Consider the following 13,946-nt stretch of genomic DNA (forward strand, 5'->3'; position numbering starts at 1 on the left):
TGCAAGCAGGTGCTCCATGCGCAAACTCATCGCCCTGACCCTGGTACTGCTCAGTCTGAGCGCCTGTGCCCTGCTGCCCAACCGCGATCCCCTGGCGATCAACGTGGTGGGCATCGAGCCGCTGCCCAGCCAGGAACTGGAAATGCGCTTCGCGGTGAAGCTGCGCCTGCAGAACCCCAACGAAAACGCCATCGACTACAACGGCGTCGCCCTGGACCTGGAAGTCAACGGCCGCCCGCTGGCGTCCGGGGTCAGCGACCAGCGCGGGCATATCGGCCGTTACTCGGAGGACATCCTGGTGATTCCAGTCAGCGTCTCGGCGTTTTCCGTACTGCGCCAGACCCTGGGCCTGAGCCAGACCCAGACCTTGGACAACCTGCCCTATGTACTACGAGGCAAGCTGGCCGGCGGCCTGTTCGGCACCCAGCGCTTCATCGATCGCGGGCAGATCAGCCTGAGCAACCCGGGCGCCTGGTAAGTCCTAGAACACCGACCAGCCGATGCGCTGGCTGAGCAGTTCCAGGGCCGCCATGCCCACCAGGGAGTTGCCGGCGCTGTTAAGTTCCGGTGACCAGACGCAGACCGTGAACTGCCCCGGCACCACCGCGACAATCCCCCCGCCCACCCCGCTCTTGCCCGGCAAGCCGACCCGATAGGCGAAATTGCCGGCTTCGTCGTAGAGCCCGCTGGTGGCCATGATCGAGTTGACCTGCTGAGTCTGGCGCCGGGTGAGGATCTGCTCGCCGCTGTGCTTGCAGAAACCGTCGTTGGCCAGAAAGCAGAACGCTCGGGCCAGATCGACACAGCTCATGCGCAAGGCGCAGTGACTGAAATAACTGCGCAGTACCGCCTCCACATCGTTATGGAAGTTGCCGAAGGACTGCATCAGGTAGGCCATGGCCGCGTTGCGGGCACGGTGCTGGTATTCCGAATCGGCCACCCGGCCATCCACCATCACCTGACTGTTGCCCGACAGACGCCGGACAAAGTCGCGCATGGACAAGGCCGGCGCGGCGAACCGCGACTGGTTGATGTCGCAGATCACCAGAGCCCCGGCGTTGATAAAGGGGTTGCGTGGCCGACCACGCTCGAACTCCAGCTGCACCAGGGAATTGAACGGCTGCCCCGAAGGCTCATGACCCAGGCGCTCCCAGATCGCCTCGCCGGAATGGCCGATGGCCTGCACCAGACTGAAGACCTTGGAAATACTCTGCACTGAAAACGGCGTATCGGCGTCACCGGCGCTGAACACCTGGCCGTCGTTGCCATACACGGCAATCCCCAGCTGATTGGCCGGCACATCGGCCAGGGCTGGAATGTAGTTGGCGACCTGGCCTTGGCCGATCAGGGGGCGGACTTCATCGAGGATCTGGTTCAACAGGGCTTGCATGGTCGGGCTCATCATCACGGGCCCCGATACGGCTGCGGGGCTATGGCTGCTAGACGCGCGCCAGGGCCTGCGCAGCACACCCGAGTGCAAATCCGCCGCCACTTCGCAGGCGCTAGCCGGGCCTACGCCATCCCGTAGCCGCTGGCTTGCCAGCGAAAACAATCCAGGCCCTGCACAGGTCTCCAGACCCCTTCGCCGGCAAGCCGGCTCCTACCCGCCAGCCGCGCCAACGCCCTGCACATGAAATCGAAATGCAATTGATATTCGATCATTTTTAGCAATCATAAAAAACCGAATCCATGACCAGCATCAGCTTGAATTAAGGTTTAAGCGCTAGAATGGCATCCGGTCACGCGCGAAAAACCTGTCATATCCAGCTTAATCTCAGCGCCACACCACTCCATACATCGCTCCCTTTGGCAGCACCCACCCGTTGCAAAGGGGCCCTTTGCGGCAGTCGATGTTCACGCCATGACGGCATTTCCTGAGCGGAGTCATGCACCCTTGAAAACCTGGCACACGATCGTTGGTGTCCTGCTGATCACCACCTTCACCCTCCTGCTGGAGATTCCTTCCGCCACCTGGCTGACCTCCGCCACCCTGAGCATGATCCTGGGCAGCGCCGCCCTGGCCTACATGGCCCTGTCCTGCCTGCTGGCTGCCCGCTGGGGTTTTGTCGAGCGCCTGTTCGGCGGCCTCGACCGGGTCTACGAAGCGCATAAATGGCTGGGCATCTGGGCCCTGGCGTTCGCCAGCTATCACCTGGTGTTCAAGGCCAACCTGGAAGAATGGAACAGCGTGCCGATCCTCGAACTGTCGAAGTACTGGACCCGCCTGGTGCGCCAGCTGAGCTACGTGGCCCTGGGCCTGATCGTGCTCCTGGCGCTGAACCGCAACATTCCCTACAGCCAGTGGCGCTGGTGGCACAAGCTGTCCGGCCCGCTGTTTTTGATCGTCATCCTGCACTGGCTGAGCTTCAAGTCGCCCATCACCCTGGACTCGCCCTCGGGTCTCTGGCTCGGCGCGCTGTGCATCCTCGGGGTGCTCGGGGCCCTGTACAAGCTGCTGCTCTACCCTTTCGTGGCCAAGGTCGGCGAGTACCAAGTGAGCGCGGTCAAGGTGGAAAAGAACTCCCTGCACCTGGAACTGCAGCCCCTGGGTCGGGGCTTTCCGTTCAAGGCCGGCCAGTTCGCCTTTTTGTCGATGCAGGAAAAGGGCCTGCGCGAGCCGCACCCCTTCACCATCGCCAGCGCCCAGACCGAAGACGGGCGCATCGAGTTCGTGATCCGCGCCCTCGGCGACTACACCCAACGGCTGCGCAAGCAGGTGCAACCCGGCATGCGCGCTGACCTCTACGCGCCCTATGGCCGCTTCAAGCGGCCTCGGGAAGCGGCTCGGGAAATCTGGATTGGCGGCGGCGTAGGCATCTCGCCGTTCATTTCCTGGCTGCAGGATTCGGCCGCCGGGCAGTTCGACAAGGCGACCCTGGTGTACTGCTACAACCCGTCTCGGGCCTTTCCCAGCGTCGACACCCTGCAAGGCATGGCCCAGGCCCGTGGTGTGGACTTCGTCGCCAACAGCGGCGGCACTCAATCCCTGGCCCAGACCCTCAAGCGCACGGCCACGGAAACCGACCCGCAGCAGATCCAGATCAGCTTCTGCGGACCCAAGGGCCTGCTGGCCCAGGTGCGGGAACTGATGAACGAGTACAGGATTCCCGAAGGCAACCTGCACTATGAGTTCTTCGAATTCCGCTGATCAGTCGCCGGCCTGATGCGGGTGGCGCGGCTCATGCAACGCCACCCTCACCACCAGGGCAGACAGCAGGGTGATGACCATCAACACCTGCAACAGCTGGCTGAACGCCTCGGAGTAGAGGTGCAGCACCCCCTCCCGGGTCAACGCCGGCAAGGACCCGGCGCTGGCCTTCAGATCGCCACCGGCCAACTGCCGCGCGGCCAGCAGCAGCGACTCTCCCGGCGCCGCGAGGCTTGCAAGGCGGTGTTGCAACAGCCCCGCCAGCAGCGCCACCACTAAGGCCAGGGCTATGCCCTCACCCGCCACCCGGGTGGTGCTGAAGATGCCGCTGGCCATGCCGGCCCGCTCCTTGGGCACCACGCTCACCGACAGCCCATCCATCAAGCCCCAGGGCAATCCGCTGCCCAGGCCGATCACCAGCAATGGCCAGGCCCGCTCGACAGCGGCCTGCCCCGGTTCGATCCGACTGAGCCAGAACAGCCCGCCGGCAGCCACCAGCAAACCCAGGCTCGACAGGTTGCCAGCGCTGAACCAGCGGTTGAGCCAACCTGCGGCAAAGGGCACCACCAGCATCGGCGCCGACAGGGCCATCATCAGGATTCCGGCGTCGATCTCGCTGTAGCCTTCGACGCCGATAAAGCGGATCGGCAGCAGGATCAGCAGCACCACGTAGCAGTAGCAGGTGGCGATGGGCAGCACTTGCACCCCGACAAAGCGCGGGTAGCGAAACAGCGACAGGTCAAGCATCGGCCGAAAGGCCCGGCGCTCCACAACAATGAACAGCCCCAGCGCCAACAGCGCTCCCGCCAGCAACAACAGGACCCAGGGGCTGTCCCAACCACTCTGGGGCGCCTGCAGAATGCCCCAGGTGAGCAGCACCAAGGCCAGGGTGAAACTCAAAGTGCCGGGCCAGTCCACGCCTTGGGCCTCGGGGTCCCGGGATTCCTCCATGCGCGGCACACCAAAGCCCAGGGACAAGCCGCCGATCAGCGCCCCGGAGACGAAGATCCCGCGCCAGCCGCTGTGCTCGATCAGCACCCCGGCCAGGATCGGCCCAAAGGCCAGACCGACGCCGAAGGTGGTGCCCAGCAGGCTGAAGGCGCGGGTTCGCGCCGGTCCTTCGAAGGCCTGGGCCAGGGCGGCCGAGCCACCGGCCAGGGCGGCGGCGCCTGCCAGGCCCTGGACCCCGCGCAACAAGTTGAGCCACAGCAGCGACGGCACGAACACCAGGGCCAGGGAGCTCAGGCCGAACAGCGCCACCCCCAGGCTGAACAAACGCTTGCGACCGTACTCATCGGCCAGGGTGCCGGCCGCCATCAGCACACTGCCGAAGGTCAGCATGAAGGCGTTGGTGGTCCAGCTCAGGGCCAGCGGGCTGCCCCCCAGTTCGCGGCCAATGGCCGGCGTCGCCACCGCCACGCCGACAAAGGTCAGGGGCAACATCAAGGCCGCCAGACAAACCGCGGCCAGTACCCCATAGGAAGCCCGTTCGCGGGCGCGGGCCGCCGGCCTCAGGGACAATTCGAGTTCAGGATTCACGCACACCTCTCAGCCCTGACAACCCGGGCGATTTGCAGAAAAATCCATGATAGAGGTGCCGCAATAGGCAAAAAACCAGGCATTCTTCCGCTCTTTACGGACAAAAACGCTGCAATCGAGGTGAGAGATGGACAACCTTAACGGCCTGCAAGTGTTTGTCTGCGTAGTCCGGAGCGGCAGCCTGGTGGGGGCCGGCGAGCGTCTTGGACTGTCCGCCTCAGCGGTGGGCAAGGCCCTGGCGCGCCTGGAACAACGACTCGGCGTACGCCTGCTCAATCGCAGCACCCGGCGCCTGAGCCTGACGGACGAAGGCACGCTGTTCTACGAGCGCGGCCAGCGTATCGTCGACGAGGTGCTGGAGGCCGAGGCCGAGCTGGCGCGGATCAGCGACAAGCCCCGGGGCCGGCTGCGGGTCAGCCTGCCCGCCATCGGCTATCGCATGCTGCTGCCGATCCTGCCGGAATTCGCCGCACGCTATCCGGACATCGAGCTGGACCTGGACTTCAACGACCGGCTGATCGACGTGATCGCCGAAGGCGTCGACGCGGTGATCCGCAGCGGCGAGCTGCCAGACTCCCAACTCAAGTCCAGGAGCCTCGGCCCCTTCGGCTTCGTGCTGATCGGCGCCCCCGGCTACTTTGCCCAGCGCGGCATCCCTCACACCCCCCGGGACCTGGAGCAGCACGCCTGTCTGCGCTACAAGTTCCCCGGCGGCAGCGTGCTGCAGCCATGGAGTCTGCGCCTGCCCGACGGCGCGCCACCGCTGGTACTGGGCAGCGCCCTGACCAGCAACAACCTGGAGTCGTTGATCCACGCCGCAAGCCAGGGCCTGGGCATCGCCTACGTGCCCGAATTCGTGGTCTGTGGCGCCCTGGCCGACGGCAGCCTGATCTCGGTGCTGGACGACTATCAGCAAGAGCGCGGCAAGTTCTCCATTCTCTGGCCCAGCAGCCGGCACTTGCTGCCAAAATTGCGGGTCTTCGTCGACTTTCTCAGCCAGCGACTGAGGCTAGGCAACCCCCACAAGGAGTCCCGCTCATGATCGACCCTGTTCCCACCCTGCACACCGAACGCCTGCTGCTGCGCCCCCTGGAACTGGCGGACGCCGAGGCCATCCAGCAGCTGTTCCCGCAGTGGGAAGTGGTGCGCTACCTCAATGCCGTGGTGCCCTGGCCCTACCCGGCCGACGGCGCCCTGAGCTACCTGCGGGACATGGCCCTGCCGGCAATGGCCCGGGGCACAGAATGGCACTGGACAATCCGTCTGCGCAGCGAACCGGAGCAAATGATCGGCAGCATCAGCCTGATGGACGAAGCCGACAACAACCGCGGCTTCTGGCTGGCCCCGCCGTGGCAAGGCCAGGGTTACATGAGCGAAGCCTGCACCGTGGTCGACGAATTCTGGTTCGAAGTGCTGCAACAACCGCTGATGCGGGTGCCCAAGGCTGCGCCGAACCAGGGCTCGCGGCGAATCTCCGAGCGCGGCGGCATGCGCCTGGTCCGCTCCGAGAGCGGCGATTTTGTCGGCGGGCATTTCCCCCTGGACATCTGGGAAATCACCCGCGAACAGTGGCGCCGCCGACGCTGAACAACGCCGGCGAGTCAGATAAAGCGCACCCCGGATCGGGGGCGTTGGTCCACGCTCAGTTCAAACACATCCGGACGCGCATAGTGGCCGACCACGTCGTAGTCATAGCGGGCCTTCACCAGGTCAGCCGTGTCGATCTCGGCGCTGATCAGCCCGCTGCTCCCCACCAGCGGCCCGGCCAATACGTCGCCCATGGGCCCCACGATGACGCTGCCACCGGCGATCAGCGGGCGTTCTGCCGGCCAGTTGGCAATCTCCAGCCCCAGTTCCTGGGGCGAGGCCTGGACCTGACAGGCGCTGACCACGAAACAACGACCTTCATGGGCGATGTGACGCATGCTCACCTGCCACATCTCGCGCTCGTCCACCGTGGGCGCGCACCAGACTTCGATGCCCTGGGCGTACATCGCGGTGCGCAGCAACGGCATCATGTTTTCCCAGCAGATCACCGCGCCGACCCGGCCCACCTGGGTGTCCAGCACTGGCAGGGTCGAGCCGTCGCCCTGGCCCCAGATCAGGCGCTCGGTGCCAGTGGGCATCAACTTGCGATGCTTGGCCACCAGCCCCTGCTGCGGATCGAAATACAGCGCCGTGCAATACAGGGTGCTGCCACTGCGCTCGATCACCCCCAGCACCAGATTGGCCCCGGTTCGGGCCGACAAACCGGCCAGAGCTTCGGTCTCGACCCCGGGTACATCAATGGCATTGGCAAAGTAACGGGCAAAGGCTTCACGCCCCTCGGGCAAGCGGTAACCCAGTTGGGTGCCGAAGCCTTCACCCTTGGGATAGCCCCCCAACAGCGCTTCGGGCATCACCACCAACTGCGCACCCGCGTCGATGATGGCGCCCTCATAGGAGAGGATCTGCTCCAGGGTGGCGGCCTTGCCTTCTGGCAGGGCACCGATTTGCAGGGCAGCGACTATGGACTTGGGCATGACATGACTCCTCGTACGATCAGGTGTTGCGCATTGTCCTGCGGCCGCTGATCAGCGATAAACCCCAACTCAGTGCTTAATGATATGAACCAGATGAATATCGCCAAGCGCGCCGTGGTTACAGCAACCAAAGTGCGGGATCGAGCGAGGGGTGCTTGGAAAACGGGGTGTACACCGCGACAGTCCTGGACGCTGAATCGGCAGGCAGGATGTATTTGCAATAAGTCGACAAGGTACCGGAGGGGCTGACATCCACATACAGGTTCGGCCCCTGCTGCTCCAAAATGGTCAAGGTGTCCTTGAAGTGAATCGGCTCTCTGAACACGGCATCGAAATGATCGTTTGCATAGGCGCGAATAGTGGCTTTTTTCTGACAGGAAAATACCGTTATCAGCGGATGTCCCGGCGTGCAGTTCCCATAGAGCTCACGCAAGACCGGACGAGCCGGGTCTATCGCCGCCGAATGAAAACCGTACTCGACTGGCAAACGGCTCGTTATGTGGTTGCCCGCCTTGAGATGGGCTTCGACCCGCTCGATCTGCGCACGCTTCCCGGCGACCACAAAATGCCTGTCGAAAGACACCGAAGCCAGCTCGCAGTACTCGTGCAACAGCGGCTCGTCATCGAACAAAGCGGGAGGCGCGAACACCGAGAGCATAGCGCCTGGCTCACAGGTCTGGGCCAGCGCCCGAGCGCTGTCCGCCAGCAGGCCGATGCACTCCTGGGGGCTGAGCGCCCCGGACACCACCGCACACACCAACTCCCCCAGGCTGGCACCCAGCAACACGTCGGGATAGACACCGCGAGCCAACAGGGACTGGGTCAGGGCGTATTCGAAACAGAAAACCGCCTGATTGGAGTAAAGGGTTGCCTCAAACGGAATCAAGGCACTGACCTGTTCGTTGAATACATAATCGATGACCGAGCCGCCGATTTCGGCGCTCACCCAACGGTCCAAGCGTTGCAAGCTGTCACGAAAAACACTGTCGTGCGCGAATAGGGTCTTGCACATGTGGAAATACTGAACGCCTTGTCCGGGGTACATGAAGATCGTTTTGCGGGGGGGCATGGGGCTGCCCGCCCCCGGCGCGCCCCTGGTCATTGTATTTTCTCGCTGAGCTTGGTCAGGACATCCCCAGGCCCGACTTCCGTGAACTGCGTGACCCCGGTGGCGCGCATCTGCAACACCGAGTCGCGCCACATCACCGAACTGCACAGTTGCGCAGCCAGACGCTGGGGCAGATCGTCATCGTTATAGAGCCCGGCGTCGATATTGGATAACACCGGGACCTGCAAAGGGGAAAACCGCATCCCGCGCAAAAATTCGGCGAACACCTGCTGCAACGGCGCCATGTGTCGGGAGTGAAACGCGGCACTGACCTTCAGTGGGACGTAAACAATGCCCTGCTGATCAAACACCGCATAGGCCGACGCCAGATCGGCGTGCAACCCGGCGATCACAAGCTGCGCGTCCGAGTTGTAGTTGGCGACGTCGATGCCTTGCAGTCCGTCTCGGTCAAGGCAGTCACGAAGTTGTCCGATGTCGCAGTTGAGCACCGCCGCCATACCACCACTGCTAGCACGACTCATCAGTTGAGCCCGCTTGTGAACAATCCGCAGGCCATCGTCGAAACCGAATGCCCCCGCCACCAGCAATGCGTTGTACTCACCCAGGCTGTGGCCGGCCAGACACGCAGCCGGGGTGGGGTCTTCCTGAATCGCCTTGAGGTAACACAGAGTGTTGACCGTAAACAGTGCCGGCTGGGTGTAGAGCGTGTTGTTGAGCTGACGTTGCGGATCGTTCAGGCACAGATCCTTGATTGAGTAACCCAGGATCTCGTCGGCCTGGCGGGTGTAGCAGTCAAACTCATCGAACAGTTCCCCTCCCATTCCCTGACGTTGCGACCCTTGACCGGGAAAAATATAAGCCTTCATGTGCATGTACTCCTTTTCATTTAGGGCGCGCCCGCAGACGCATCACGCCTCAAGCTTCGCCACCAGCGGCGTATTCGTGGTTTCAGGCCGTGCGTGCTCGGGGTAGGCATACAGTCGTTGGCAAAACGCGCCAATCTGCTCCAGAGCCGGTTGTGTCGACAGCATCAACATATGGCACTGCGCATCCACCTCGACGATTTCGAGGTCGGGCATCTGGCGCTTCCAGCCCTGTGTGTAATCGCTCTGCCCCAGGTCGCTGCCCTCGCCGCGAACGAACAGATAAGGCTGCAACCCAGCAAAATAGTCGCCGCCCCGGTTGTGCAGATAATGGCAGCGCACCTCCTCAGGCCGGGGTAGCGGCAGGATGTCGAAGCGCCCGCTGTCATAGGCGCTCTGCACCTTGGCGTTATGCCGTATGCGCTGCATCAACTGACTGACCGACAGATCCAGGCTGTGCTGACTGGCCTGCTCGGCCAGGGCCTTGAGGAACGCCTCGTCACTGACCTCGCTGTCGATACGCGCCTGGTGAATCATGTTCTCCAGGGCTTTTTCCAAGTCATCGCCGTAGGAGGCGCCAATGGCAATGTTGGCGCTCTGCAGGTACAGGGTCTTGATTGAAACGGCGGGGCCACTCATTGCCTGACTGTCCAGACTGTCGACCATCACCAGGCTGTCCACGGTTTCGCCAAGCTCCTGCAACTGTCGGGTGACCTCATAGGCCAGTGCGCCGCCCAGGGAATAGCCGCCCAGGGAATAAGGACCTTGCGGCTGATGCATCAGGAGCAAATGGCAGTAGTAAGTCGCCATCGCCTGCAAGCCTTGCAGGGGCTCACGTTGGCTCATGTAGCCACGCGCCTGGATACCGAAGAAGGGCCGTTCGATACGCTGCGCCAAAACCTGATAGGCCTCGACGCCACCGATCCCGGCATGAATCCAGAACACGGGGCGACCGTGGCGATCCTGATTGAGCGCCACCAATTCCGGATACCGCCCGGTGCCAAGGTGGGGTGCCGGTGCCGGCGCAATCGCCTCGCACGCCTGTGCCGCTAACAGGTGCGCGATGTCGTTCAGGGTCTGGCAAGCGCGCAGATCGCCCAGGGTGAACTCACCGAAACGCGCACGCAGTTGCTGATAGAACAAAAGGAATGTCGAAGAGCTCAGCCCGTATTCGCTCAATAGCCGCAGATCACTCCAGGTCGTGCTGGGCAGCCCGGTGACTTCACTGAGGACACCGCGAATCTGTTCCGGCAAGGCTTCTTGCGGCACCTGCACGGCACGGTGCGAATCCGCCTTTGCCAGGACGGGCGCCACATCGACCCAGCAACGGACCCGATCAAATGGATACAACGGCAGTGCCACGGGACGCCACCGGCCGCTGCCATCCAGACCCGCCCAGTCAATCTCGACACCGTTGGCCCACAAGGCGGCCAGCGTCATCAGGCGGCGTTGACTCACAGCCTCATCCCGTAGGCTGTCCAAGGTCCGCCCGCGAGCCAACGCCTCCAGCAGATGGCTATCCGGCGCGTCGAGCGACCCGCTAAAGCCACCGCCATCACGGCTCGGCCAGTCCGTGGAACCAGCGCCAAAGGCTTGCAGGTTCTGCCGCAGCTCACTCACATCGGACACCACCACAGCCAGGCGCACGTCCAGGGCTTCGCGCTGCTGGCGCAAGGCGCGGGCGTATTCGTCAAAACGGCAGTCCGGGTCGTGGCTCAGGTGCTGGCAGTGAGCACGGGCCAAGGCACGCAGCGCGCCAGGGCTCTTGGCCGACAGCACGATCAACTGTTCACCGTCATGCAACAACGGCAACGCTGCAAAACCAGGTTCAGGCTCGGCAAATTCTTCAATAATCACATGGGCGCAAGTGCCGCCTGCGCCCAACGAGCTGATGGCCGCACGCCTTGGCAATCGACGCTCCTGGCCATCGACCTGAAGCACCGGTTGCGGCCAGGGACATAGCGTCGGCTGTAACCCGAACGGTGCCTGTTGCCAATCGATGTCAGGATTCATCTGTTCGATACGCGGCGTAGGCAACCACTGCCGATACTTGAGTTGCAGTAGGACCTTGGTCAGTTGCGACATCCCGGATGCCGCCTCGGCATGGCCGATGTTGGATTTCACCGTGCCTATGGCACAGGCCACGCCCGGTTCGTGAAAAACCTTGCGCAACGCCAGCATTTCCACCGCGTCACTGAGGGGCGCACCGTTGGCCGCCGCCTCGATGTAACTGATGCTGTTGGCCGCCACCCCAGCCTGCTCCAGGCTTTCCTCGATCAGCGCTGCCTGCGCCTTGACGTTCGGTGTAGCGTAATGACTATCGCCACCGGTGTGGCTGACATGGCTCGAACGGATGACGCCCAGTACCTCATCATGGTCCCGCAAGGCATCGCTCAAAGGACGTAACAACACAGCGCCCACGGCTTCCGCGGGGAGATAACCACTGCCATTGCTGAAACTGCGGCTGTCCGGCGAACTACCCAGCAGGTTCGAGGCCCCCAGGCCGATGTACTTCTTGGGGTGCAGCGACAGGTTCACGCCCCCCACGACAGCCCCCTTGCACTCCCCCCGCAGTAGGCTTTCACGGGCGTAGTGCAAGGCCACCAGCGAGGATGAGCACATGGTGTCAAGGGCCAGGCTCGGGCCTTGCAGATCAAAAGCGTGGGACACCCGGTTGGCGATGGAGCTGTAGGAGGAGATCGACACCAGCGACTCACTCAGCAGGTCGCTGCTCACAGCACTGTATTGCTGGTACATCGCCCCAACGAAGACCCCGACCTTGCTCTGATAGCGTTCGGCGATGCGCTGCCGCGTCAGCCCCGCACTGTCAAAAAGATGCTGCACGGTCTGCAGGAACAGACGCCCGTTAGGGTCGAGCACGCTGGCCTCACGGGGTGTCAAGTTGAAGAACCCCGGATCGAAGGCTGCAATGTCATCCAGGAACCCCCCCCACTTGCAGGTGCTCTTGCCCAGCGTCGGGGTCTGACAATAGAAAGCCTCGGCGGGCCAGCGCTCGGGGGGGATCTGGGTGATGCCGTCATAGCCTTCGGCCAGCCGTTCCCAAAACGCATCCACCGAGTCGGCACCGGGATAACGCCCGGCCATCGCGACGATCGCGATCAACCCGTCTTGAGTGCTTGCAGCCTCCCCTGCCCGTTCAGCAACCCGCCCGACCACGGGTGCGGGCGCCACGGCAGTTACAACCTGGGCAGGCGCGACAACGGGTTGCACGGGGGCCTCCACTGCCTCGGTGGGCCAACGCCGAGCCACCACATCAGGATGCTGCGCCAGCAGAAAATCAGCCAGTTGCGCCAGCGTCTGGTACTCAAAGAACAGGGTCTTGGGTAATGAGCCAAAGTCCGCCTCCAGCTCGGCGATGACCCTCATCATCATCACCGAGTCGATACCGTACTTGCTCAGAAGCGCATCACGCTGAATCCGTTCTTTGGCCAGCCCCAACTCCGCCGCCACCAGGGTGCTCAGGTGAGCCTGCAAGGCACACAGCGACCCGCTCGCCTCCACCACGCTCGGCGGCGCGATGGTGGGCGGCGTAGCTAGCGGCGCGCTAAAACCACGCAAACTGGCCGCTACCTGGCGAATACGCTGCACATCACCCTCGACCACCAGCACCTGTTCATCGCCCAGAGCCAGGGCCTGATAGAAGGCCTTGAGCGCGTTAGCCGTGGATAAGGCACGTAGGCCGCTGTCCTGCCACATGCGCTGTACCTGTTGCGGGTCGATGCGCATGCCGCCGTCCTGCCAATAAGGCCAGTTGATGGCGATCGACTGGCCGCTGCCCTCACCACTGCGCACCCGCTGCGCCCGCTGCCGGGCATAACCGTCCATGAAACCGTTGCCCGTGGCGTAGTCAGCCTGGCCAACGTTACCCAACACACTTGAAAGCGAAGAAAACAAGGCAAAGAACGACAACGGCAGCGCTCGGGTCGCCTGATCCAGATTCACCGCTCCGCGCACCTTGGGCGATAACACCTGAGCGAATTCACCGAGCGACTTGTTCAACAGCAGGTTGTCGCGAATGATCCCCGCACAATGCACCACTCCATCGAGCCGGCCACAGTGCTCAAGCACCCAGCCGATCAGGCTGTCGACCTGCTGCGCATCGGCAACATCGCCACGCCGGTAGCTCACCAGGACCCCGGCACGGGCCCAAACCTCCAATTGCTTGCGTGCCGGCTCATCGAGGCTGGAGCGCCCCACCAGAATGACCCGGCAACGGACGCCCAGCGCCACGATGTCGTCAATCAACAGTCGACCTACCGCGCCCAGCCCACCCGTGATGAGGTAGACAGCGCCGGTTTTCCAGGGCTCCGGGCAATGCTCGGACTGTTGCTGCTCCTGCCAGTCCATGACATAGCGCTGATCGTCGCGGTAGAGAATCTCCACATGCTGATCTGCAGCCTGCGCGTTGGCGCGCAGTTTATCGGTGAGCGCGGCGAGACTCTCCTGAGCGTTGACCGCGATCACCTGCCCGCGAAATCCCGGGTACTCGCTGGCGATCGCACGAAACAGGCCGGCCATGCCGGAGCGCTGGGCGAACTGCTGCTCGCTGAGCACCACCTGTATCAGCGGCAGTTGCTTGCTCTCGTGTACCAGGCATTGCTGAACCTGCTCCAGAACAGCAGCTGACAGCCGTTCAATGGACTGCGCCTGCGTCTCTTGCGGGTCCACGTAGTCATGGCATTGGGCATCGTGGCAATGCGCACTCAAGGCCGTGAACGGCAGCGAGGCCGTGTGACAAAAATAGATCTGCTGAACTGCTTGCGACATGTTGTCTTCCTCACACT

Annotated in this window: 10 protein-coding genes; 4 read left to right on the forward strand and 6 right to left on the reverse strand. The window is 63.1% G+C overall.

The window, feature by feature from the left end; genetic code table 11:
• Nucleotides 1-16: 16 nt before the first annotated feature.
• A complete protein-coding gene (locus P7C00_RS17120; protein WP_346634340.1) occupies nt 17-478 on the forward strand; it encodes an LEA type 2 family protein in 462 nt (153 codons plus the stop codon).
• A 3-nt stretch (nt 479-481) separates the two neighbouring features.
• Here the strand turns inward: P7C00_RS17120 and glsB are convergent, their stop codons facing one another.
• Complete coding sequence (gene glsB / locus P7C00_RS17125) at nt 482-1,390, reverse strand: glutaminase B (RefSeq protein ID WP_102863474.1); 909 nt, start codon at nt 1,388-1,390, stop codon at nt 482-484.
• Between the two features lie 504 nt (nt 1,391-1,894).
• Here glsB and P7C00_RS17130 point away from each other — a divergent pair.
• Nucleotides 1,895-3,148 (forward strand): ferredoxin reductase family protein, encoded by a 1,254-nt coding sequence (locus tag P7C00_RS17130; protein WP_346634339.1) that lies wholly within the window; start codon nt 1,895-1,897, stop codon nt 3,146-3,148.
• On the opposite strand, the gene P7C00_RS17135 is transcribed toward P7C00_RS17130, so the two are convergent.
• Nucleotides 3,149-4,687: an MFS transporter gene (locus tag P7C00_RS17135; protein ID WP_404936919.1), complete on the reverse strand. Its 1,539-nt coding sequence runs from the start codon at nt 4,685-4,687 to the stop codon at nt 3,149-3,151.
• A gap of 127 nt (nt 4,688-4,814) precedes the next feature.
• Between P7C00_RS17135 and P7C00_RS17140 the strand changes: the two genes are divergently transcribed.
• Together P7C00_RS17140 and P7C00_RS17145 are read left to right on the forward strand one after the other, a co-directional pair.
• Nucleotides 4,815-5,729, forward strand: coding sequence for a LysR family transcriptional regulator (locus tag P7C00_RS17140; RefSeq protein WP_404936920.1), 915 nt, complete (start codon nt 4,815-4,817; stop codon nt 5,727-5,729).
• Nucleotides 5,726-6,274, forward strand: coding sequence for a GNAT family N-acetyltransferase; N-acetyltransferase (locus P7C00_RS17145; protein ID WP_404936921.1), 549 nt, complete (start codon nt 5,726-5,728; stop codon nt 6,272-6,274). Before P7C00_RS17140 ends, P7C00_RS17145 begins: the two co-directional genes overlap by 4 nt.
• Nucleotides 6,275-6,288: 14 nt before the next feature.
• Here P7C00_RS17145 and P7C00_RS17150 read toward each other — a convergent pair whose 3' ends face one another.
• The 4 genes from P7C00_RS17150 to P7C00_RS17165 all read right to left on the reverse strand — a co-directional run bounded on the left by P7C00_RS17150 (nt 6,289) and on the right by P7C00_RS17165 (nt 13,929).
• A complete protein-coding gene (locus P7C00_RS17150; protein WP_404936922.1) occupies nt 6,289-7,209 on the reverse strand; it encodes a carbon-nitrogen hydrolase family protein in 921 nt (306 codons plus the stop codon).
• Nucleotides 7,210-7,327: 118 nt separating this feature from the next.
• Nucleotides 7,328-8,278: an acyltransferase domain-containing protein gene (locus P7C00_RS17155; protein WP_404936923.1), complete on the reverse strand. Its 951-nt coding sequence runs from the start codon at nt 8,276-8,278 to the stop codon at nt 7,328-7,330.
• A gap of 29 nt (nt 8,279-8,307) precedes the next feature.
• Complete coding sequence (gene fabD / locus P7C00_RS17160) at nt 8,308-9,150, reverse strand: ACP S-malonyltransferase (RefSeq protein ID WP_346634334.1); 843 nt, start codon at nt 9,148-9,150, stop codon at nt 8,308-8,310.
• A gap of 36 nt (nt 9,151-9,186) precedes the next feature.
• Nucleotides 9,187-13,929 (reverse strand): SDR family NAD(P)-dependent oxidoreductase, encoded by a 4,743-nt coding sequence (locus P7C00_RS17165; RefSeq protein WP_404936924.1) that lies wholly within the window; start codon nt 13,927-13,929, stop codon nt 9,187-9,189.
• Nucleotides 13,930-13,946: the final 17 nt, after the last annotated feature.

This window comes from Pseudomonas sp. JDS08PS003 (assembly GCF_045013505.1).
Taxonomy (GTDB): domain Bacteria; phylum Pseudomonadota; class Gammaproteobacteria; order Pseudomonadales; family Pseudomonadaceae; genus Aquipseudomonas; species Aquipseudomonas protegens_B.